Source organism: Mesorhizobium sp. LNHC221B00, assembly GCF_000502935.1.
GTDB classification, from domain to species: Bacteria; Pseudomonadota; Alphaproteobacteria; order Rhizobiales; family Rhizobiaceae; genus Mesorhizobium; species Mesorhizobium opportunistum.
In genome coordinates, this window is the sequence record NZ_AYWR01000009.1 from 159856 (window position 1) to 182451 (window position 22596).

Genomic DNA, 22596 nt, shown 5'->3' on the forward strand with positions numbered 1-22596 from the left:
GTCCGGATCCCGGGCAGACCTGGCATGACAACATGTCCGAGGTGACGTCAGCACTGCTCGCCGGGGTAATTGTCCTGGCTCTCGTCCTTCACCTTGCGTGGCTGGCGCGCCGCAGCCGCAAGAGAGATTTAGCGGCGCTCGCCGGCGAAGAGGCCCGCGTTCGCGCTGTCATCGCCGACGCCGCCAATGTCTCGGACGGCACTATCGGCGTGATCACCTGGGAAGGCTCGTGGAACGGCCAGCGCGTTCAGCTGCGCACCATTGTCGATACGCTGGCGACAAGAAAGCTGCCGGCGCGCTGGCTCAGCGTCTCGCTCACCGAAAAGGTCACGGTCCCAGCCATTTTCGACATGATGATGCGGCCAGGCTCGCCGACGACGTTCTCCAATTTCGATCACCTCGAGCATACGCTGCCCAAGGCTCCTGGATTTCCAGCCGAGGCAATCCTGCGCACCGACAAGAGAGGCGCGCGCTTTCCCCAGAGCCTCATCGCCAGCCATATCGAGATCTTCACCGAAGGACGCGCCAAGGAATTGCTGATCACGCCGAACGGTGTGCGCATCGTCTGGCTGCTGGCCGAGGCCGAGCGGGCCCGTTACGGTGTTTTCCGGCAAGCCGAATTTGGCGGCACGGCACTCGATCCGGCGCTGATCGAAAGGCTGCTGGTGTCGATGTCGGCGCTTCGCGATGCCATCAACAGACATGAACGGCAGGCCGCATGACCGACTCCGCCACGATTTCCGCCCCGACCAATCCCTACCTTGTTCTCGGCGCCGCAATCCTGTTGCCGGCAAGTGGACATGTCATTCTCGGCGTGCCGGTGCGTGGCCTGCAGTTTCTCTTCTTCATGGTGATTTTGGCGTGGGTGACCGCCAAGTTCGCGCCGCCCGACGCCAGCTTCATCGGCCGCCATGCCGGCGGCGTCCTGATCTACGCGCTGTCCATCCTCGACGCTTACAAACTCGCCCGGGTCCGCCATGCGCTTTGGATTCACAAGACCCGCGACAGAGGCGATGACCCACAAGGCGGCATTGCGCCGCATATGTAACTAGAGGAAAATTTTTTTCATACGATTGAATTTAGGACATTCATTCGATACATCATTTCGGAGCCACAAACGTCGGGAGGCTGACATGTGCGGAATCGTCGGACTTTTCTTGAAGGACAAGGCGCTGGAGCCGAAGCTCGGCGCCATGCTGTCGGAAATGCTGGTATCGCTCAGCGATCGCGGCCCCGACAGCGCAGGCATTGCAATCTATGGCGCTCCGTCAGGCAACGAGGCCAAGATCACCATCCAGTCAGCCAAGCCGGAACATGATTTCCGCGGCCTTGAAGCCGACCTTGCCAAGGCTATCGGCGCGCCGGTGAAGATCGCGGTGAAATCGACGCACGCCGTCGTCAGGACCGAGCCCGCCAAGATCGACCAAGCACGCGAGGCCATCCAGGCGCTGCGTCCCGATATTCGCATCATGGGCGCCGGCGACGTCGTCGAGATATACAAGGAAGTTGGCCTACCAGAAGCGGTCGTCGACCGCTTCGACGTCCGCAAGATGACCGGCACGCATGGCATCGGCCACACCCGCATGGCGACGGAATCGGCGGTGACGACGATGGGCGCGCACCCATTCTCGACCGGCGCCGACCATTGCCTGGTGCACAATGGCTCGCTGTCCAACCACAACAATGTCCGCCGCGAGCTGATCCGCGAAGGCATGAAATTCGAGACCGAGAACGACACCGAGGTGGCGGCCGCCTATCTCTCATCGCAGATGGCGCATGGCAAGAACCTGGGCGAGGCGCTGGAGGGTACGCTCTCCGACCTCGACGGCTTCTTCACCTTCGTCGTCGGCACCAAGAACGGCTTTGGCGTGGTGCGCGATCCGATCGCCTGCAAGCCCGCGGTGATGGCCGAGACCGACCAGTATGTCGCCTTCGGCTCGGAATACCGCGCGCTGACCAAACTGCCCGGCATAGACAATGCGAGGGTCTGGGAACCGGAACCCGCAACTGTCTATTTCTGGGAGCATTGAATTCATGCCGGCAATTAACCTTTCAAAGACGGCGGCGAGCGACCACGCCTCTCGGGTGTTCGATCTCGACCAGATGTCACTGCGCGAGCTCAACCAGGCGCTGCACAACCTGACTCCCGGCTCGAACGAGACCGCGTGGGAAGTGTTGAACCCGAAAGGCAGCCATTCGGTCGCCGTCGGCGTCGACCAGCCGGTCACCATCGATGTGCGCGGCAGCGTCGGCTACTATTGCGGCGGTATGAATTCCGGCAGCGCCATCACCGTGCATGGCTCGGCCGGCCCCGGCGTCGGCGAGAACATGATGTCGGGCTCGATCACCATCAAGGGAGATGCCAGCCAGTATGCCGGCGCCACCGGCAAGGGTGGCCTGCTGGTCATCGAGGGCAACGCTTCGTCGCGCTGCGGCATTTCGATGAAGGGCATCGACATCGTCGTGCATGGCAATATCGGCCACATGTCGGCCTTCATGGCACAATCCGGCAATCTGGTGGTGCTGGGCGATGCCGGCGATGCCCTGGGCGATTCCATCTACGAGGCGCGCCTCTTCGTGCGCGGCAACGTCGGCAGCCTGGGCGCCGACTGCATCGCCAAGGAGATGCGGCCCGAACATCTGCAATTGCTGCAGGGGCTGCTCGACCGCGCCGGCATCACCGGCGTCAAGCCGTCTGAGTTCAAGCGCTATGGCTCGGCGCGCACCCTCTACAATTTCAATATCGACAACGCCGACGCGTATTGAGGCAGCATGACCTATCGCAACCCGCCGACGACGCCGCGCAAATCCGCGACCTTCGACGACTACACGCTTTCCGAAATCCGCCGCGCCGCGGCGACCGGCATCTATGACATCCGTGGCGCCGGCGCCAAGCGCAAGCTGCCACATTTCGACGACCTCCTGTTCCTGGGCGCCTCGATCTCGCGCTATCCGCTCGAAGGCTATCGCGAGCGCTGCGACACCAGTGTCGTCTTGGGTTCGCGCCATGCCAAGAAGCCGATCGAGCTGAAGATCCCGATCACCATCGCCGGCATGAGCTTCGGTTCGCTGTCCGGTCCGGCCAAGGAGGCGCTCGGGCGCGGCGCGACACTGTCCGGCACCTCGACCACGACCGGTGATGGCGGCATGACCGAGGAAGAGCGCGGCCATTCCAAGCAGCTGGTCTATCAATATCTGCCGTCGCGCTACGGCATGAACCTGCGCGACCTGCGCCGCGCCGACGCGATCGAAGTCGTCGTCGGCCAGGGCGCCAAGCCGGGCGGCGGCGGCATGCTGCTTGGCCAGAAGATTTCCGATCGCGTCGCCGAGATGCGCACGCTGCCGAAAGGCATCGACCAGCGCTCGGCCTCGCGTCACCCCGACTGGACGGGCCCGGACGATCTCGAGATCAAGATCCTGGAATTGCGCGAAATCACCGACTGGGAAAAACCGATCTACGTCAAGGTCGGCGGCGCCCGGCCCTATTACGACACAGCGCTTGCGGTGAAGGCCGGCGCCGATGTCGTCGTCGTCGACGGCATGCAGGGCGGCACTGCCGCCACTCAGGAAGTGTTCATCGAGAATGTCGGCCAGCCGACGCTTGCCTGCATCAGGCCGGCGGTGCAGGCGCTGCAGGATCTGGGCATGCACCGCAAGGTGCAGCTGATCGTCTCGGGCGGCATCCGCAACGGCGCCGATGTCGCCAAGGCGCTGGCGCTTGGCGTCGACGCGGTCTCGATCGGCACGGCCGCACTTGTCGCGCTCGGCGACAATGATCCGCGCTGGGAGGCGGAGTACAACGAGCTCGGCACGACGGCCGGCGCCTATGACGACTGGCATGAGGGCCGCGACCCCGCCGGCATCACCACGCAGGACCCGGAATTGATGAAGCGGGTCGATCCGGTCGCCGCCGGCCGCCGGCTGGCGAACTACCTCAAGGTGATGACGCTCGAGGCACAGACCATCGCCCGCGCCTGCGGCAAGAACAGCCTGCACAATCTCGAACCCGAGGACCTCGTCGCGCTGACGATCGAGGCAGCCGCCATGGCCGGCGTGCCGCTGGCCGGCACCAACTGGATACCGGGGAAGAACGGCTTCTAATCAACGAAGGGCCGAAGGCCCTATGCTCTAGGGCCAACAATCGACAAAATGGGGAACTTCCGTGACAGCTGATCTTGCAGAATTCGCAAGGGCGAAAAACGTCAAATACTTCATGATTTCCTACACTGACCTGTTCAGTGGGCAGCGCGCCAAGCTGGTGCCGGCGCAGGCAATCGCCGACATGCAGAAGGATGGTGCCGGCTTTGCCGGGTTCGCCACATGGCTCGACCTGACGCCGGCGCATCCCGACATGCTGGCGGTTCCGGATCCCGCCTCGGTGATCCAGTTGCCATGGAAGCCCGAAGTCGCCTGGGTCGCCGCCAACTGCATCATGGACGACAAGGAGGTCGACCAGGCGCCGCGCAACACACTGAAGCGATTGATCACGGAAGCCGCCAGCGACGGCATGCATGTGAAGACCGGCGTCGAGGCCGAGTTCTTCCTGATCTCGCCCGACGGCAAGACGATTTCCGACGAATACGACACGGCCTCGAAACCTTGTTACGACCAGCAAGCGGTGATGCGGCGCTACGATGTCATCGCCGAGATCTGCGACCACATGCTGGCGCTCGGCTGGGGCGCCTATCAAAACGACCACGAGGATGCCAACGGCCAGTTCGAGATGAATTGGGCCTTCGACGATGCGCTGGCGACCGCCGACAAGCACTCCTTCTTCAAGTTCATGGTCAAGTCGATCGCGGAAAAGCACGGCCTGCGCGCGACCTTCATGCCAAAGCCCTTCCAGGGGCTGACCGGCAATGGCTGCCATGCCCATATCTCGGTGTGGGACGAGACCGGCAAGACCAATGTGTTCGCCGACAACTCGATGGAACTCGGCCTGTCGGCCAAGGGCAAAAACTTCCTCGGCGGCATCATGAAGCACGCCTCGGCGCTTGCCGCGATCACCAATCCGACGGTCAATTCCTATAAGCGCATCAACGCGCCGCGCACCATCTCGGGCGCGACCTGGGCGCCGAACACGGTCACCTGGACCGGCAACAACCGCACCCACATGGTGCGCGTGCCGGGACCCGGCCGCTTCGAACTGCGCCTGCCCGACGGCGCGGCCAACCCCTATTTGCTGCAAGCCGTCATCATCGCCGCCGGTCTCGACGGCATCCGCTCCAAGGCCGATCCGGGCAAGCGCTACGACATCGACATGTACCAGCTTGGCCATACCGTCACGGACGCACCAAAGCTGCCGCTCAACCTGCTGGACGCGCTGCGCGAGTTCGACAACGACAAATCGCTCAAGGCGGCGCTGGGTGAGGAATTTTCGTCGGCATACCTAAAGCTGAAGCATCAGGAATGGAATTCCTATGCTTCGCACTTCACGCAATGGGAGCGCGACCACACGCTGGATATCTAGAAGCATCGGACCGAAAAGTGTGAAGCGGTTTTCGGGTAAATCCGATGCGTCAAAAAGAATCCGGCGTAGGGCGAGCGGCCTTGGAATGACGCAATGAAATACTCGATCTTCTCGCTCGCCCGCGCCGCCCTTTCCGGCCACAAGAACTGGCAGCGCACCTGGCGCGATGCCACGCCGAAGGATCGCTACGACGTGGTGATCATCGGCGGCGGCGGCCATGGCCTCGCGACCGCATGGTTCCTCGCCAGCGAATACGGCATCAGGAATGTCGCCGTGCTCGAAAAGGGCTGGATCGGCTCCGGCAATGCCGGCCGCAACACCACCATCATCCGCTCCAATTACGGCCTGCCCGGGAATACCGGCTTCTACGAATTGTCGATGAAGCTGTGGGAGCGGATGGAGCAGGACCTCAACTACAACACGATGGTCAGCCAGCGCGGCGTCATCAACCTCTATCATTCCGACGCACAGCGCGACGCCTATGCGCGGCGCGGCAACACCATGCGCATCAACGGTATCGATGCCGAACTGCTCGACCTCGCCGCCGTCAAGAAGATGATCCCGTTCCTGAACTACGACAATGCGCGTTTTCCCGTGCAGGGCGGATTGCTGCAGCGGCGCGGCGGCACGGCACGGCACGATGCCGTGGTCTGGGGCTATGCCCATGCGGCAAGCGCGCTCGGCGTCGATATCATCCAGAACTGCGAGGTGACGGGCTTTGTCCGTGACTCCAACGGCAAGGTGACCGGCGTCGAGACCTCGCGCGGCAAGATCGGCGCCGGCAAGGTCGGCATGGCGGTGGCTGGTTCCTCCTCGCGCGTCGCGGCGATGGCCGGCTTGCGCCTGCCGATCGAAAGCCATGTGCTGCAGGCCTTCGTTTCCGAGGCGATCAAGCCGCTCATTCCCGGTGTCATGACCTTCGGCGCCGGCCATTTCTATGTCAGCCAGTCGGACAAGGGCGGGCTGGTCTTCGGCGGCGACATCGATGGCTATAATTCCTACGCCCAGCGCGGCAACCTGCCGGTCATGGAGGATGTCTGCGAGGGCGGCATGGCGCTGATGCCGATGATCGGCCGCGTGCGCCTGCTGCGCCAGTGGGGCGGCATCATGGACATGTCGATGGACGGCTCGCCGATCATCGACAAGACGCCGGTGGACGGGCTCTATCTCAATGCAGGCTGGTGCTATGGCGGCTTCAAGGCGACGCCGGGCTCGGGCTTCGTCTTTGCACACCTCCTGGCTCGCGAAGAATCCCACAAGGAGGCGGCAAGGTTCCGCCTCGACCGGTTCCGGACTGGTGCCGTGATCGACGAGAAGGGCCAGGGCGCCCAACCGAACCTTCACTGAGGACGAGTCACATGCGTATTGTCTGTCCCTTCTGCGGTGAACGCGAACTCGGCGAGTTCACTTATCTCGGCGATGCCAAGCCGGTGCGCCCAGTAGCCGGCGCTTCGGAAGACGAGGTCTTCGACTACGTCTATCTGCGCGACAACATCGCCGGTGACACCAGCGAACACTGGTATCATGGCGGCGGCTGCCGGGCCTGGCTGAAGATCACCCGCAACACGCTGACGCACGAGATTTCTTCGGTTGAGGCGGCGGCGGGTGTTGGTGCGAGGCAGGTTGGGAAATGAGCTATTCTCGCCACTTCAGTGCTGCCCCTCACCTGCCTGCCGGCATCCTCTCCCCGTATAGGGACGGGGAGAGGGGCGCTCTCGCCAATGCTTTCGCCAATCACCGGCGTTACAAGAAGGGAGCCGGCATAGCGGCCAGCCCCCTTCTCCCCGTCCCTATACGGGGAGAAGTGCCCGGCAGGGCGATGAGGGGCAGCGCTGGCCTTCGCCATGACGTCAAATCGATGAGAGGCTGAACATCGTGACCTCTCAATCCCATCGCCTCTCATCCGGCGGCCTCATCGACCGCTCGGCGTCGCTGCATTTTCGCTTTGACGGGAAGAGCTTTTCCGGCTTCCAGGGCGACACGCTGGCCTCGGCGCTGGTCGCCAATGGCGTCAAGCTGGTCGGCCGCTCGTTCAAATATCACCGCCCGCGCGGCATCCTGACTGCAGGTTCGGAAGAGCCCAACGCACTGGTCGAACTGCGCACCGGCGCACGCCGCGAACCGAACACCAAGGCAACGACGGCCGAGCTCTATGAAGGGCTTGAGGCCGCCAGCCAGAACCGCTGGCCCTCGCTGCGCCACGATGTGATGTCGGTGAACCAATTGTTCGCGCCGATCTTCGTCGCCGGCTTCTACTACAAGACCTTCATGTGGCCGGCCAAGTTCTGGGAAGCGATCTACGAGCCGGCGATCCGCCGCGCCGCCGGCCTCGGCCGCGCCGCCGGCATTGCCGATCCCGACCACTACGACAAGGCCTGGGCGCATTGCGACGTGCTGATCGCCGGTTCCGGCCCAACCGGCCTGGCGGCGGCACTGGCTGCCGGCCGCGCTGGTGCCCGCGTCATCCTGTGCGAAGAGGATTTCGTCCCTGGCGGCCGCCTGCTGTCGGATGGCGGCACGATCGATGGCGTCCCGGCGGCCGAGTGGCTGTCGAAGACGCTGGCGGAACTGGCCGACATGCCCGACGTCCAAATCATGACCCGCACGACACTGTTCGGCGTCTATGACGGCGGCACCTATGGCGCGATCGAGCGGGTCAACGATCATCTGCCCTCCCCGCCGGAGCATGAGGTGCGCCAGCGCTTGTGGCGGATCGTGGCCAAGCGCTGTGTCGTCGCCGCAGGCGCCATCGAACGGCCGATCGTCTTTGCCGGCAATGATACGCCGGGCGTGATGATGGCCTCCGCGATGCGGACCTATGTCACGCGCTACGCGGCAGCACCGGCAAAGCGCATCGCGCTGTTCACCAACAATGAGGATGGCTGGCGCACGGTCGAGGCGGCTCTCGGCGCCGGACTGCAGATCGCGGCGGTCATCGACGCACGGCCCGATGTATCTCCGGCCCACCGTTCGTTGGCATCCAAGGGCGGCTTCCCGGTGCTGCATGGCGCCGTCAGCGGCATCGACGGCGGCAAGGATGGCGTGAGGAAAATCGCGGTGTCGCTGACCGGCGGCGCGCGCGCCGAGGTCGAGGCGGACGGGCTCGCTGTTTCCGGCGGCTGGAACCCGGCGGTCGGGCTGACCTCCTATCATCGCGGCCGGCCGAAATGGCGCGATGACATTGCTGCCTTCGTACCCGATGGCGCGCCTCCCGGCATGGTCGCCGCCGGCGCGGCTTCAGGCGCCTTCGGGCTCGGGGCCTGCTTGGCCGAAGGGTTCGCCGCTGGCGCAACGGCCGCGCTCGACGCCGGGCGCAGCGGCAAGCCAGGCTCCGCGCCGATCGCCGACGACGAGGCTTTCTCGCTGACGCCGCTCTGGCACGTCAGCGGCAAGGGCAAGGCGTTCGTCGACCAGCAGCACGATGTCACTGCCTCCGACATCGAACTCGCCCAGCGCGAGGGTTTCGAATCGGTCGAGCATCTGAAGCGCTACACCACGCTCGGCATGGCGACCGACCAGGGCAAGACCTCGAATGTCGCCGGCCTCGCCATCATGGCGGCGGTGAGCGGCCGCTCCATTCCGGAGACCGGCACGACGATCTACAGGCCGCCTTACGTACCCGTCGCCATCGGCGCCTTCGCCGGCCATCATCGCGACGAGACTTTCCACGCGACGCGGCTGACGCCGTCGCATCACTGGGCCGCCGAACAGGGCGCCATCTTCGTCGACACCGGCCTCTGGAAGCGCGCGCAATGGTACCCTCGCGCCGGCGAGAAGGACTGGCTGGAATCGGTGACGCGCGAGGTCAAGGCAGTGCGCTCGGGCGTCGGCTTCTGCGATGTCTCGACGCTCGGCAAGATCGACGTGCATGGCCCGGATGCCGGCGCCTTCCTCGACCGCGTCTACATCAACACCTTCTCCAACCTCGCCGTCGGCAAGGCGCGTTACGGGCTGATGCTGCGCGAGGACGGCATCGTGTATGACGACGGCACCACGTCGCGGCTGGCCGAGGACCATTATTTCCTGACGACAACCACGGCGAAGGCCGGGCTGGTGATGCAGCATCTCGAATTCTGCCGGCAGGTGCTGTTTCCCGAACTCGACGTTCAGTTGACGTCGGTGTCCGACCAATGGGCGCAATTCTCGATCGCGGGACCGAAGACGCGAGACCTGCTCAGGGAAATCGTCGACCCCGCCGAGGACCTGTCCAACGAAGGTTTTCCGTTCATGGGCGCACGCGAAGTCCGCTTGCGCGGCGGCATCAAGGCGCGGCTGTTCCGCATTTCGTTCTCGGGCGAGATGGCATTCGAGATTTCGGTGCCGGCGCGCTTTGGCGATGCCATGGCGCGCAATCTGATGCTGGCCGGAAAGCCGTTTGGCGTGACGCCCTATGGCACCGAAGCGCTTGGCGTGATGCGTGTCGAAAAGGGCCATGTCGCCGGACCGGAATTGAGCGGCACGACGACCGCGGCCGATCTTGGCCTGGGCAAAATGATGTCGACCAAGAAGGATTTCATCGGCCGGGTGATGGCTGGCCGCGAGGCGCTGGTGGCGCCGGACCGGCAGGTCGTGATCGGCATCAAGCCGACCGACAAGGCACGCCGGCTGCGCTCCGGCGCGCATATCATCCCGAAGGGGCAGACACCGGGCCCCGGCAACGACCAAGGCTATGTCACCTCGGTCTGCTTCTCGCCGACGCTGGACCAGTGGATCGGGCTCGGCCTGGTCGAACGCGGCCGTGAGCGGATCGGCGAGATCGTCCATGCGCATGATCCGCTGCGCGGCGAGGACTATGATGTCGAACTCTGCAATCCTGTCTTCTACGATCCGGATGGAGGGCGCCAGCGTGGTTGAGTTTTTCTGGGAGGTCCGCAGTCCGCTGGAGCATGCGCTCGTGTCGGGTGCGCATGGTGCGCAAGGCGATGCCGGTGTGTCACTGACCGAGATCCGCAATTTCGACTTGGTCCAGGTGATGGCGCGGCGCGGCAGGGCGGCGGAGCTGGCCATAGCCGCGAAAGCCCGCTTCGGCATTGCGGCGCCGGAAACGCCGAAGGCGGTGCAGACGCCGGATGCCACGTTGATCTGGTCGGGACCGGATCAGTTTTTTGTGCTGTCGAAGGGTGGCAAGCACACGACGCAGACATTGGCGCCGGCATTGTCCGGCTCCGCCTCGCTGTCGGACCAATCGCATGCACGGGTCTTGATCAGCATTTCGGGGAACAAGGCTCGCACTATGCTCGCCAAGCTGTCATCGATCGATTTGCAACCAACCGCGTTCCCGGTTGGCGCGGCAGCCGCGACCTCGATGGACCACACCAGCGTCACGCTCTGGCGCGGCGCAGACCGGGCGGACGGGCTGCCAGTGTTCAACGTTCTGGTGTTCGCGACGTTTGCCGAGAGCCTTTGGCACACGATGCTGGATTCGGCTGCGGAGTATGGCGTGGCGATCACGCATTCCGAGGAACTGGCGTAGCGTTTTGTGCGCGGCTCTTCCTTCTCCCCCTGTGGGAGAAGGTGGATCGGCGCGATAGCGCCGAGACGGATGAGGAGTGCTCCAGGGAACGCCAACGCCTCACTCCGCTGGAACACCCCTCATCCGTAGCCTTCGGCGACACCTTCTCCCGCAAGGGGGAGAAGGGGGAGCTTACGCCACCATTGCCTTGCCAAACGTGACGCCCCTGCTATTCTTACCGCTAAAATAATTTCACACACAGGCAAACTTGTTTCTCGAACCGCAAGGCTGAGATGAGCCAGTCGCCCTACCCTGCCATCGCCGCCGGACCGCCCAGGCCCAGCCTCGTCTTGAGGCCGGGGCAGATCGCGCTGCCGCCGGGCATGGAGCGCTATACGATCCAGGGCAATGGCGCGGTGCTCATCGACATCGAGGCCGGTGACACGATCAGCGTGCGCAATGTCGAAGGCGGGCAGGCTTGCGAACTGCTGGCGTGGGACAGCACCGGCGCGATCGATCCCGGCATCCTCGGCGAAAAATCCAACAGCAATGCCGCCGGCACCAAGGCGTTGCTGGCCGAGGGCGATGACAGCCTCGCGTCCCTGCGCCGCGGGCTCGAGCGCCGCCATGTGCAGCTTGATCAACCCAAGGCGGTTCGCGTGTTCGGCGGCGCGACACCCGCAGGTACGGAGCAAGGTTTTACCGTGGCCCGCGATGGTGCGGTGCTGATTGCCGCACCTGGCGGGCCAATGCTGGTCGACGGCAACGACACGGCAACACCTCTCACCGTCATCGTGCGTCGCGCCACCATCCGCCCCGCAGCCCGATCACAGCTTGCCGATCCGCTCGCCGATCCGGTGCTTGACCTTCGCGTCCATTCGGCGACGGCGGAATCCTACTTCGTTAAGGCCGGCGACTATCTGCAGATCATCGATGTCGACGGGCGCCAGTGCACCGACTTCCAGTGCTTTTCGGCGCGCAAGCTCGACAAGGGCCTCGACCATCCGCTCGACGTGACGACGACCCGCACGCTGATGGGCGCGAGCTATCCGATGCCCGGTCTGCATTCGAAATACTACGACCAGGACATGGAACCGCTTGTCGAGGTGGTCCAGGACACCTGTGGCCGGCACGACGCCTTCGCGCTCGCTTGCGCGGCCAAATATTACGACGATATCGGCTACCCCGGCCACACCAATTGCTCCGAGAATTTCAACCGCGCGCTGGCCGACAAGGGCGTCAATCCCCGCGCGGGCTGGATGGCGATCAACTTCTTCTTCAACACGGCGATCGACGCGCATGGCGTCATGGTGTCCGACGAGCCATGGTCGCGGCCCGGCGATTATGTCCTGCTCAGGGCGTTGACCGACATCGTCTGCGTCTCCTCCGCCTGCCCTGACGACACGACGCCGGCCAATGGCTGGGACCCGACCGACATCCACGTGCGAACCTATTCCGGCCAGCACAAATTCTCGCGAGCGATCGCCAGACGCATGACGCCCGATTCGGAACCCAAAATGACCCGCGAGACCGCTTTTCATTCGAGCTTTGCCAAGCACACCCGCGACTTCTCAGAATACAGGGGCTACTGGCTGGCCAATTCCTTCGCCAAGGAAGGGCCGATCGCCGAATACTGGGCCTGCCGCCAGGACGCGGTGATCATGGACCTGTCGCCGTTGCGCAAGTTCGAGGTCACCGGCCCGGACTCCGAAGCGCTGCTGCAATACACGCTGACCCGCGACGTCAAGAAACTCGGCGTCGGCCAGGTCGTCTATTCGGCGATGTGCTACGAGCATGGCGGCATGATCGACGACGGCACGCTGCTCAGGCTCGGCAAGGACAATTTCCGCTGGGTCGGGGGCGATGATCTGTCCGGCGAATGGCTGCGCGAGACGGCGAAAAAACTCGGCCTCAACGTGCTGGTGCGCTCGTCGACAGACCAGATGCACAATGTCGCCGTGCAAGGGCCGAAGAGCCGCGACATCCTTCGCGAGGTGATCTGGACCTCGCCGCTGCAACCGTCGATCGACGAACTCGAATGGTTCCGCTTCGCCGTCGCCCGCATCGGCGGCGGCAACGGCATTCCGGTCGTCGTCTCGCGCACCGGCTACACCGGCGAACTCGGCTACGAGATCTGGTGCCATCCGCGCGACGCCGAGAAGGTGTTCGACGCCATCTGGGAAGCCGGCCAGCCGCATGGGCTGAAACCGATGGGGCTGCAGGCGCTTGACATGGTGCGCATCGAGGCCGGGCTGATCTTCGCCGGCTACGAATTCTCGGACCAGACAGACCCCTTCGAGGCGGGCATCGGCTTTACCGTGCCGCTGAAGACCAAGACCGACGACTTCATCGGCCGCGAGGCGCTGATCCGGCGCAAGGAAAACCCGCAGAACAAACTGGTCGGGCTCGACATAGACAGCAATGTCGCGGTCGGCCATGGCGACTGCGTGCATGTCGGCCGCGCCCAGATTGGCGTCGTCACATCGGGCATGCGTTCGCCGGTGCTGAACAAGAACATCGCGCTGGCGCGGCTCGACGTCACGCACGCCGCTGTTGGCACCGAGGTCGAAATCGGCAAGCTCGATGGTCATGCCAAGAGGCTGCCGGCACATGTCGTTGCCTTCGCCCATTACGATCCGCAGAAGACCAGACCACGCTCCTGAGCATTGCAACCCTTGCCTTCTCCCCCTTGTGGGAGGCAAGAGCCTGTTTCGCAAGCGTGATGTGCATGGCTTCACAAAACGCTTGACCTGAAAGCGCGCCGGATCAATCTTCACTCTTAAGAAAAAAATACGACTGAGTGGAAACACCGCAGTCGTGCGATCATTGTGCCGGGAGCAAGCTTCGCAGAGCCGAGGCACCGCCGGCGGGGAACACTTACAAAAAGGGGAAGTCACTGACATGAGCATCATAAGTACCGTCCTGGACCAGCCTGCCGAAAGCAAGCTGCTCAGGCATATCGACTGGCGCGGCGCCTTCTGGGTGGCGAGCGGCGTTCCGGCGCTGGTCCTGTTTTCGATCGGCGGCATCGCCGGCACGACCGGGACGCTGGCCTTCCTGATCTGGACGGTGTCCATGATCATGGGCTTCCTGCAATCCTTCACCTATGCCGAGATCGCCGGGCTGTTCCCGAACAAGTCGGGCGGCGCCTCGATCTACGGCGCCACGGCCTGGCTGCGCTATTCCAAGTTCATCGCGCCGCTGTCGGTATGGTGCAACTGGTTCGCCTGGTCGCCGGTGCTTTCGCTCGGCTGCTCGATCGCCGCCGCCTACATCCTCAACGCACTGGCGCCGGTTCCGCTGTTCACCGAGACCTCGGCGGAAGTCGTCGCCTATATCGCGGCGCATGCCGGAACGGCACCCGCCGACGCCATCACCGCGGTGACCGCGGCCGCGACACCGGCTATCCGCAATTGGACGCTGTACAGCCACACGCTGGGTCCGGTCTCCTTCACCTTCAATGCGACCTTCTTCATCGGCGCTGTGCTGATGCTGATCATCTTCTCGATCCAGCATCGCGGCATCCTCGGCACGGCCAACGTGCAGAAATATATCGGCCTGCTGGTCATCATCCCGATGCTGATCGTCGGCGTCGTGCCGATCGTCACCGGGCAGATCAACTGGGCCAACTTCTCGCCGCTGGTGCCGCTGGCGGCCGCCTACGCGCCCGAGCCCGGCGCCTGGAATATCGCCGGCTGGACGCTGGTGCTGGGCGGCATGTTCATCGCCGCCTGGTCGACCTACGGCTTCGAGACCGCCGTCTGCTACACGTCCGAGTTCAAGAACCCGGGCACCGACACGTTCAAGGCGATCTTCTATTCCGGCCTGCTCTGCATGCTCTTGTTCATCCTCGTGCCCTTCACCTTTCAGGGCGTACTCGGTCTGAACGGCATGCTGGCAACGCCGATCGTCGACGGCTCCGGCGTGGCCGACGCGCTGGCCGGCATGGTCGGTGGGGGCGCGCTGATCCACAGCCTGCTGGTGATGCTGATGATCCTGGCGCTGGTGCTGTGCATCATGACGGCGATGGCTGGCTCCTCGCGCACGCTCTACCAGGGCTCGGTCGATGGCTGGCTGCCGCGCTACCTCAGCCACGTCAACGAACACGGCGCGCCGACGCGAGCCATGTGGACCGATCTCGTCTTCAACCTGATCGTGCTGGCGATTGCCTCCGCCGACGCGACGAGCTTCTTCTTTATCCTCGCCGTGTCGAACTGCGGCTACATCATCTTCAACTTCCTCAACCTCAATGCCGGCTGGATCCATCGCATCGACAACGGTCATATCGCGCGCCCCTGGAAGGCCCCGAGCTGGCTGCTGGGGATCGGGGCGATCTTCGCCTACGTCAACGCGATCTTCATGGGCGCCGGCGCCAAGGTGTGGAACCCGATGGCGCTGTGGGCCGGCCTGATCACCGCGGCGCTGATCATCCCGGTTTTCTGCTTCCGCCACTACATCCAGGACGGCGGCAAGTTCCCCGACCACATGCTGGCCGACCTCGGTATGACGGGCGCCGACCTTTCGGTGAAGAAGGCAGGCATGCTGCCCTATCTGACGCTGGTCGCCGGCGTGGCGGTGATGCTGATCGCCAACTGGCTGTTCGTCATCTGACGCGTTGACTTGACGTGAAACGGGCGCGCTCCGGCGCGCCCGTTTCATTTCGACCCCCAGCTGACGTCAACCGGCCTTGCGGACTGGGGCTTTCGTGCCCTCGAAAAACTGGTTGGACGGCCGCTTCAAACCGAGATTCTCGCGCAGCGTCGAACCCTCATACTGGCGCCTGAAGATGCCGCGCCGCTGCAACTCAGGCACCACCTTCTTGGCGAAATCGTCGAGCCCGGCGGGCAGATAGGGGAACATGATGTTGAAGCCGTCCGACCCCTCGGCGACCAGCCATTCCTCCATCTCATCGGCAATGGTTTGCGGCGTGCCGACGAAAGCGAGGCCGGAATAGCCACCCAGTCTTTGGGCTAGCTGGCGCACGGTCAGGTTTTCCGTGCGTGCCAGTTCAATGACACGCTCGCGACCGCTTCTGCTCGCGTTGGTCTCGGGAATTTCGGGCAAGGCCGCATCGGGATCGAAGCCGGATGCATCATGCCCGAGAGCGATCGACAGCGAGGCGATGCCGCTCTCGTAGTAGACCAGACTGTCAAGTTTGGCGCGCTTGTCCCGCGCTTCCTCGACGCTGTCGCCAACGACGACGAAGGCGCCGGGCAGGATCTTGATGTCGTCGCGCGAGCGGCCGAGTTTTTCCGCCCGGCTTTTGACATCGGCAAAGAAGCGCTGCCCCGAGGGGAGATCACCATGCGCGGCGAAGATCACCTCGGCCGTCTCGGCGGCCAGCTGCCGCCCCGCTTCCGACGCGCCGGCCTGCACGATGACCGGCCAGCCTTGCACCGGGCGGGCTATGTTGAGCGGACCCCGCACCGAAAGATGTTCGCCCTTGTGATCCAGCACATGCAGCCGCGCCGGATCGAAATAGAGCCCGCTTTCGGCGTCGCGGATGAAAGCGTCGTCGGCAAAACTGTCCCACAGGCCGGTCACGACATCGTAGAATTCCCGCGCCCGATGATAGCGCTCGTCATGCTCGACATGGTCGTCCAGCCCGAAATTCAGCGCCGCATCGGGGTTGGACGTGGTGACGATGTTCCAGCCGGCGCGCCCACCGCTGATGTGGTCCAGCGACGCGAAGCGGCGGGCGATGTGATAGGGCGCGTCGAAGGTCGTCGACGCGGTGGCGATGAGACCGATGTGATCTGTGACGGCGGCCAGTGCCGACAGCAGCGTGAACGGTTCGAACGAGGTCACTGTGTGGCTGCGCCGCAGCGCTTCTATCGGCATGTTGAGCACGGCCAGATGGTCGGCCATGAAGAAGGCGTCGAACTTCGCCGCCTCCAGCGTCTGCGCGAAGCGCTTCAGATGCGCGAAGTTGAAATTGGCGTCGGGATAGGCGCCCGGATAGCGCCAGGCGCCGGTGTGCAGACTGACAGGGCGCATGAAGGCGCCGAGCCGCAATTGCCGTTTTTCCGTCATGGGAAGACATCCTGATGATGAGGAGCGTTGCCGCTCCGGTGTCGCTCAGGATGGGACCGCTTCAAGGCCCTGGGAAGGAATTCTGTTTTGCGAAACTCTCGCCGGAGAGCATTTTTGATCGGCCCGGCGGACCCATTCGCCACGTCGGGGTCACCCGCCATCGACCGCTGGCGAGACGGATGACCCGGAGCCGCTCTATTCGGCCGCCAGCGCGAGTTGCGGCCTCTCCGGCTGTTCCGTCACGGCTGCTTCGGCGGCGTCGACGTCACGCTTCTTGGGCTCGCGGCCGAAGAACAGGGCGTAGCCCGCGGGCAGCACCAGGATGGTCAGCACGGTGGCAACAAGGATGCCGCCCATCATGGCGTAGGCGAGCGGGCCCCAGAACACGCCACGCGAGATCGGGATCAGCGCCAGCACCGCCGTCATCGCCGTCAGCACGATCGGCCGGAAGCGGCGCACGGCCGAGCCGATGATCGCCTCCGAGCGTTCCATGCCTCTCGCGATGTCCTGGTCGATTTGGTCGACCAGGATGATCGAGTTGCGCATGATGATGCCGAGCAGCGCGATGACACCCAGGATGGCGACGAAGCCGAACGGCGCGCCACTGATCAGCAATGCCGCGGCAGCGCCGATGATGCCGAGCGGACCGGTGGCCAGCACCAGCATCGCCTTGCCGAAGTTCTGCAGCTGGATCATCAACAGCACGACGATAACGGCCAGCATGATCGGCGCCTTGGCGGCGATGGAAGCCTGGCTTTCCGCCGAATCCTCCGCACCGCCCTGGATTTCGATCTTGTAGCCGGGCGCCAGACCCGCACGCAGGTCCTTCATGTCATTGTACATCTTGGTGACGACGTCGTTGGACTGCACGCCGTCGGGCAACGTGGCGCGCACGCTGATGGTCGGCAGGCGGTCGCGGCGCCATTCGATGCCTTGCTCAAGCACCGGCACCACCTTGGCCACCTGCGACAGCGGCACGAAGCCGCCGAAGTCGGTCGGAATGTAGACCGAATCGACCGAGGACAGCAGGCTGCGGCTGGCGTCCGGCTCGCGGGCGACGATGGACACCGTCTCCTCGCCGTCACGGAAGTCGTCGAGCGGCGCGCCGGACATCGATGCCTGCAGCATCTGACGGATGCGCTGCGAGGTGACACCGAGCGCGCGGGCGCGATCCTGGTCGATGACCAGCTTCATGGCCGGCACAGGCTCGAGCCAATCGTCATGAACAGCGCCGAGCAGCGGGTTCTCCTGGAATTTCGCCTTCACCTGGTCGGCGATGCGGCGCACCTCCTGCCGATCCGGACCCATGACGCGCATCTGCACCGGCCAGCCGGTCGGCGGGCCGAGGAACAGGCGGTCGACCTTGGCGCGGATCGAGGGGAAGTCCTGGGCCAGGACCGTGCGGAGCTTGACGATCAGCCGCTCGCGCGCCGGCTCGTCATTGGCCATCACCAGCATCTGGGCGAAGTTCGGATTGCTGAGCTGCTGGTCGAGCGGCAGGAAGAAGCGCGGGGCGCCTTCGCCGATATAGGTGGCGATGAAGCGCTTGTCCTTGTCGTCCATCATCTTGGCTTCCAGCGCCTTGGCCTGCGTCTCGACCTCCTTGATGCTGGTGCCTTCCGGCAGCCACAGGTCGACGAGGATTTCCGGCCGCGACGATTGCGGGAAGAAATTTTGCGGAATGAACTGGAATGCCCACAGGCTGGTGCCGAAAGTCACCAGCGTCATGACAAGCACGATGATGCGATGGCGCACCGCCCAGCCGACGGTCGAGCGAAGCCGGCGGTAGAAGCGCGTGTCGAAAGCATCGTGATGGCTGCCGGCATGCTGGCGCTGCTTGAGGATCATATAGCCGAGCCACGGCGTGAAATAGACCGCGACAAACCACGACACGACCAGTGCGATGCCGACGACGTAAAACAGGGTGCGCACATATTCGCCGGCAGTAGAGGCGGCGAAACCGACCGGGATGAAGCCGGCGGTGGTGATCAGCGTGCCGGTCAGCATCGGGAAGGCGGTCGAGGAATAGGCGAAGCTCGCCGCCTCGATCTTGACCAGCCCCTCCTCCAGCTTGCGCTCCATCATCTCGACGACGATCATGGCGTCGTCGACCAGCAGACCGAGTGCAATGATCAGGGCGCCTAGCGAGATGCGCTGCAGGTCGATGCCGAGCTCGTACATGATGGCGAAGGTCGCGGCCAGAACCAGCGGAATGGCAATCGCGATGACCAGCCCCGAGCGCCAGCCGATCGACAGGAACGAGACGACAAGCACGATCAGCAGTGCTTCGCCAAGCGCATGCATGAACTCGCTGACGGCATCCGTGACGACGCCCGGCTGGTCGGAAATCTGGTCGACCGAGACGCCATAGGGCAGCGCTTCCTCGAAGCGCTTGTAGGTTGCCTCGACGTCCTTGCCGACATCGGTGACCTTGAAGCCCTTGGCCATGACGACGCCAAGCTGCACGCTGTCGTGACCGTTGAAACGGTACTTGCGCTGGTACGGATCCTGCAGGCCCGAGGTGACGCTGGCGATGTCGCCGAGCCGGGTGACCTGGCCACCGGCGCGCAGGCGCAATTCGCGGATGTCGGCGGCCTTGGTGACGTCGCCTTCGACCGAGATACGCACCGAATTGACGGCGGTGTCGACGGAACCGGCCGGATCGACGTTGTTCTGGCCCTTGATCGCGTTCTGCAGGTCGGTCAGCGTCAGGCCGCGTTCGGCCAGCGCCTTGGACGAGACGTCGATGTAGAGCTTTTCAGGCTGGTCGCCGATGATGACGGCCTTCTCGACGCCGGGCGTCGTCAAAAGCATGTCGCGGGCCTGGATGGCGAATTTCTTCAGCTCGGGATAGGAGAACCCGTCGCCGCTGATCGAATGCAGCGTGATGAAGGTGTCACCGAACTCGTCGTTGAAATAGGGGCCGAGCAAGCCCTGCGGAAGGTCGCCCGATATGTCGCCGACCTTCTTGCGCACCTGATAGAAGGCGTCCGTCACCTCGGCGGTATTGGTGTCGCCCTTGATCTGCACCGTGATGATGGCGCTGCCGGCGCGGGTGAAGGAGCGGACGAAATCGAGATGCGGCGTTTCCTGCAGCTTACGCTCGATCTTGTTGACGACCTGGTCTTCCATCTCCTGGATCGAGGAGCCCGGCCAGATCGCCTGGACGACCATGACGCGGAAGGTGAAGTCGGGATCTTCCTTCTGTCCCATGCGCATCAGGCCGAGCCCGCCGGCGATGATGATCAGGCCGAACAGGAACCGCGCGATCGAGGGATGGCCGATGGCCCAGCGCGAAAGGTTGAAGGGCCGCTTTTCTTCAGTGGAGGTCGTCATCGGTGCTGGTCCACTTTGCTTGGTTGGCGCCTGGTGCCGCGAAAGCGCGGCACACGGAACGAAATCATCTGCGTTCGATAATGGCTTCCGGGCGGCGAGGCTTTCCGAGCGGAGAGACACTCATCGCGGTGGGACGCGAAGGTCGATGCGGGGGTACATCGGCCTAGACGTCTCGACCTTCGGGCGCACGCCGCCCGGAAACCTGTGGCCGCGGAACGCGCGGCCGATCTGTCTGTCGTCAGCGCAGCCGGCTGGCGTCATCACCGTCGGCGGAAGCGGACTGCTGCGCCACCCCGCCGGCAAGTTTCACCTTCAGGTTCTCGGTCATGAACTGCGTGCCGGCGGCAACGACGACGTCGCCAGGCTTCAGTCCCTCCGCCACGCGCACGCCATCGGCGGCGAACTCGGCAACCTTGATCGAGCGGGCATGCACGGTGTCGGCGCCACGATCGACGGTCCAGACGATCGACTGGCTGTCCTTCTGCGCCAGCGCGCTCAGCGGGATAGAGACGAGCTGCTTTTCGTTGGCCGCTGACGCCTCGATGTTGGCGGTCATGCCGAGAAGCACGCGCGGGTCGTTGGGCAGGCTGACGCGGACGGCAAAGGTACGCGACTGCGGATCGGCGCTGCCGGCGACTTCGCGGACCTTGCCCTCTAGCGCCAGCGTATTGTCGGACCAGAAACCGGCCTTGACTGGTTTGCCCGGCTTGAATTCGGCGATTTCCATTTCCGGCACCGCAATCAGCACTTCCTTCTCGCCGTCGACGGCGACGGTGACGACAGGCGTGCCGGAACCAACCACCTGGCCGACATCGGCGTTGACCGATGTGACGATGCCCTCCCTGTCGGCCTTGAGGTCGGTATAGCCGACCTGGTTCTTGGCCTGGTCAAGCGTCGAGCGGGCGGAGTCACGCGTGGCGACCGCCTGGTCATAGGTCAGTGTCGCCTGTTCGAGCTGCGACTTCGGCGCGAAGTTCTTGGTAAAAAGCTGTTGGGCGCGCTTGCGGGCGAGGTCGACGGTCTCGACCTGCCGCTCGGCGGCATCGAGCGCGGCCTGCGCGCTCTTGACCGAAAGGTCGTAATCGGAAGGATCGATGCGGGCGAGCACATCGCCCGGCGCCACATGCTGGCCGATGTCGACGAGGCGTTCGGTGATCTTGCCGTTAATCCGGAAAGCCAGGGCGCTCTCGGTGCGGGCCCGCACCGAGCCGGAATAGGAGAGCATGCGGGTGTCATGCGCCTGCGCGATCTCGACGACCTTGACCGGGCGGATGATATCCTTGACTTCGGCTTTCTCCTGCGAGCAGCCGGCGAGCCCGAGAGTGGCGGCGATCAGGCCGGCAACTGGCAGCTTGCGAAGGATGGAACTGGACAACGACATCTTGGAACTCCGACTGGAGATGAGTGGTCGACACCGGCGCCCGGCGGGCGGCGGCTATTTTTTCAAGGCTTTGATCGCGTAATCGATAAGGTCGTCGGGCATCGCCCGGTTGGTCTTGGCAAGGCACTGCGCCACCATCTGCGGATGGCACAGGATGACCGTGGCGGCGCCGAAGCAGCGCGACGCGATCACCGGATCCTGCTTAGCGAACTCGCCGGCTTCGATGCCCTCGCGGATCACCTCCGCGAACAGATCGTGGATGCTGTCGACATGCTTGTCGATAACACCCCAGTCGCGCTCGAGGGCGACGATGACCATCTCGTGCACCTTCTGGTCGTCGAGCATGACTTCCATCGTCATCTTGTACTGTGCGTGCACATAACGCCGCAGCCGTTCCTCGGCGCTGATCGGCAAATGGCATATCTCGTAAGCCATCTTGTAGCTGGCGCCGAGCATGCGACCGCAGACGGCCTGGTGGATTTCGACCTTGGAGGCGAAGAAACGATAGATGTTGGCCGGCGACATGCCGAGTTCGCGGGCAATGTCGGCGACGTTGGTCTTGCCATAGCCATAGTGCCGGAACAGGCGTTCGGCGCAGTCGAGAATGCGCGTCACATTCTCCTGTCTGGCGGCATCGGCCGTGATGTTGGCAGCTTCGGACATGGCTCTCTGTCGATTTACGAGTGACGAATTTCAATTTTCGTCACTCGTAAATTGAAAAGAAGGAGGTGTCAACACGAAATCGACGTACACGTACAAAATAGTGACAGATGGTGACATCCAACAGACGCGACGAGGCGGCCAAAGGATGCGGGCGTCCGAAATAAATTTTTGAGGAGGCCGGCCTAGATGTTTGATCCCGGACTTTGATGGGGCATCCTTATCCTCCGAATCGAGGGATGCACTATGGGCCAGGTTCTTCAT

The 22596-nt window shown here is 63.9% G+C and carries 16 protein-coding genes; 12 read left to right on the plus strand and 4 right to left on the minus strand.

The window, feature by feature from the left end; genetic code table 11:
- Positions 1–32: 32 nt before the first annotated feature.
- The 12 genes from X741_RS152685 to X741_RS152635 all read left to right on the plus strand — a co-directional run bounded on the left by X741_RS152685 (position 33) and on the right by X741_RS152635 (position 15533).
- Positions 33–722 carry a hypothetical protein gene (locus tag X741_RS152685; RefSeq protein WP_023777960.1) on the plus strand — a complete coding sequence of 230 codons (690 nt, stop codon included), beginning with the start codon at positions 33–35 and terminating at the stop codon, positions 720–722.
- On the plus strand, positions 719–1048 hold the full coding sequence (locus X741_RS01000000166535; RefSeq protein WP_023777961.1) for a hypothetical protein: 330 nt from the start codon (positions 719–721) through the stop codon (positions 1046–1048). Before X741_RS152685 ends, X741_RS01000000166535 begins: the two co-directional genes overlap by 4 nt.
- Positions 1049–1133: 85 nt before the next feature.
- Positions 1134–2030 (plus strand): glutamine amidotransferase family protein, encoded by an 897-nt coding sequence (locus X741_RS152680; RefSeq protein WP_023777962.1) that lies wholly within the window; start codon positions 1134–1136, stop codon positions 2028–2030.
- A 4-nt stretch (positions 2031–2034) separates the two neighbouring features.
- Positions 2035–2766: a GXGXG domain-containing protein gene (locus X741_RS152675; protein ID WP_023777963.1), complete on the plus strand. Its 732-nt coding sequence runs from the start codon at positions 2035–2037 to the stop codon at positions 2764–2766.
- Positions 2767–2772: 6 nt separating this feature from the next.
- A complete protein-coding gene (locus tag X741_RS152670) occupies positions 2773–4101 on the plus strand; it encodes a glutamate synthase-related protein (RefSeq protein WP_010914750.1) in 1329 nt (442 codons plus the stop codon).
- Positions 4102–4162: 61 nt separating this feature from the next.
- Positions 4163–5470, plus strand: a complete 1308-nt coding sequence (glnT, locus tag X741_RS152665; protein WP_023777964.1) for a type III glutamate--ammonia ligase — start codon at positions 4163–4165, stop codon at positions 5468–5470.
- 93 nt (positions 5471–5563) lie between these two features.
- The gene (locus X741_RS152660; protein ID WP_023764607.1) at positions 5564–6817 is read left to right on the plus strand and encodes a sarcosine oxidase subunit beta family protein; all 1254 of its coding nucleotides are present in this window, start codon (positions 5564–5566) and stop codon (positions 6815–6817) included.
- Between the two features lie 11 nt (positions 6818–6828).
- Complete coding sequence (locus tag X741_RS152655; protein WP_023777965.1) at positions 6829–7104, plus strand: sarcosine oxidase subunit delta; 276 nt, start codon at positions 6829–6831, stop codon at positions 7102–7104.
- Between the two features lie 238 nt (positions 7105–7342).
- Positions 7343–10324, plus strand: a complete 2982-nt coding sequence (locus X741_RS152650; RefSeq protein WP_156937881.1) for a sarcosine oxidase subunit alpha — start codon at positions 7343–7345, stop codon at positions 10322–10324.
- Positions 10317–10943 (plus strand): sarcosine oxidase subunit gamma family protein, encoded by a 627-nt coding sequence (locus tag X741_RS152645; protein ID WP_023777967.1) that lies wholly within the window; start codon positions 10317–10319, stop codon positions 10941–10943. Before X741_RS152650 ends, X741_RS152645 begins: the two co-directional genes overlap by 8 nt.
- 272 nt (positions 10944–11215) lie before the next feature.
- Positions 11216–13585, plus strand: a complete 2370-nt coding sequence (locus X741_RS152640; protein WP_023777968.1) for an aminomethyltransferase family protein — start codon at positions 11216–11218, stop codon at positions 13583–13585.
- A 238-nt stretch (positions 13586–13823) separates the two neighbouring features.
- Positions 13824–15533 (plus strand): APC family permease, encoded by a 1710-nt coding sequence (locus X741_RS152635; protein WP_023777969.1) that lies wholly within the window; start codon positions 13824–13826, stop codon positions 15531–15533.
- A gap of 66 nt (positions 15534–15599) precedes the next feature.
- On the opposite strand, the gene X741_RS152630 is transcribed toward X741_RS152635, so the two are convergent.
- The 4 genes from X741_RS152630 to X741_RS152615 all read right to left on the minus strand — a co-directional run bounded on the left by X741_RS152630 (position 15600) and on the right by X741_RS152615 (position 22335).
- The gene (locus tag X741_RS152630) at positions 15600–16955 is read right to left on the minus strand and encodes an LLM class flavin-dependent oxidoreductase (protein WP_023777970.1); all 1356 of its coding nucleotides are present in this window, start codon (positions 16953–16955) and stop codon (positions 15600–15602) included.
- A gap of 195 nt (positions 16956–17150) precedes the next feature.
- Positions 17151–20291 carry an efflux RND transporter permease subunit gene (locus X741_RS152625; RefSeq protein ID WP_023777971.1) on the minus strand — a complete coding sequence of 1047 codons (3141 nt, stop codon included), beginning with the start codon at positions 20289–20291 and terminating at the stop codon, positions 17151–17153.
- A 238-nt stretch (positions 20292–20529) separates the two neighbouring features.
- On the minus strand, positions 20530–21672 hold the full coding sequence (locus X741_RS152620) for an efflux RND transporter periplasmic adaptor subunit (protein ID WP_023764616.1): 1143 nt from the start codon (positions 21670–21672) through the stop codon (positions 20530–20532).
- 54 nt (positions 21673–21726) lie between these two features.
- A complete protein-coding gene (locus tag X741_RS152615) occupies positions 21727–22335 on the minus strand; it encodes a TetR family transcriptional regulator (RefSeq protein ID WP_023764617.1) in 609 nt (202 codons plus the stop codon).
- Positions 22336–22596 lie beyond the last annotated feature (261 nt).

Excerpts from the sequence above, each read along its gene's own strand:
- X741_RS152675 (WP_023777963.1), top strand. The coding sequence starts at position 2,035 with ATGCCGGCAATTAACCTTTCAAAGACGGCGGCGAGCGACCACGCCTCT.
- X741_RS152660 (WP_023764607.1), top strand. The coding sequence starts at position 5,564 with ATGAAATACTCGATCTTCTCGCTCGCCCGCGCCGCCCTTTCCGGCCAC.
- X741_RS152680 (WP_023777962.1), top strand. The coding sequence starts at position 1,134 with ATGTGCGGAATCGTCGGACTTTTCTTGAAGGACAAGGCGCTGGAGCCG.
- X741_RS01000000166535 (WP_023777961.1), top strand. The coding sequence starts at position 719 with ATGACCGACTCCGCCACGATTTCCGCCCCGACCAATCCCTACCTTGTT.
- X741_RS152685 (WP_023777960.1), top strand. The coding sequence starts at position 33 with ATGTCCGAGGTGACGTCAGCACTGCTCGCCGGGGTAATTGTCCTGGCT.
- X741_RS152655 (WP_023777965.1), top strand. The coding sequence starts at position 6,829 with ATGCGTATTGTCTGTCCCTTCTGCGGTGAACGCGAACTCGGCGAGTTC.
- X741_RS152670 (WP_010914750.1), top strand. The coding sequence starts at position 2,773 with ATGACCTATCGCAACCCGCCGACGACGCCGCGCAAATCCGCGACCTTC.
- X741_RS152635 (WP_023777969.1), top strand. The coding sequence starts at position 13,824 with ATGAGCATCATAAGTACCGTCCTGGACCAGCCTGCCGAAAGCAAGCTG.
- X741_RS152625 (WP_023777971.1), bottom strand. The coding sequence starts at position 20,291 with ATGACGACCTCCACTGAAGAAAAGCGGCCCTTCAACCTTTCGCGCTGG.
- X741_RS152630 (WP_023777970.1), bottom strand. The coding sequence starts at position 16,955 with ATGACGGAAAAACGGCAATTGCGGCTCGGCGCCTTCATGCGCCCTGTC.
- X741_RS152640 (WP_023777968.1), top strand. The coding sequence starts at position 11,216 with ATGAGCCAGTCGCCCTACCCTGCCATCGCCGCCGGACCGCCCAGGCCC.
- X741_RS152615 (WP_023764617.1), bottom strand. The coding sequence starts at position 22,335 with ATGTCCGAAGCTGCCAACATCACGGCCGATGCCGCCAGACAGGAGAAT.
- X741_RS152620 (WP_023764616.1), bottom strand. The coding sequence starts at position 21,672 with ATGTCGTTGTCCAGTTCCATCCTTCGCAAGCTGCCAGTTGCCGGCCTG.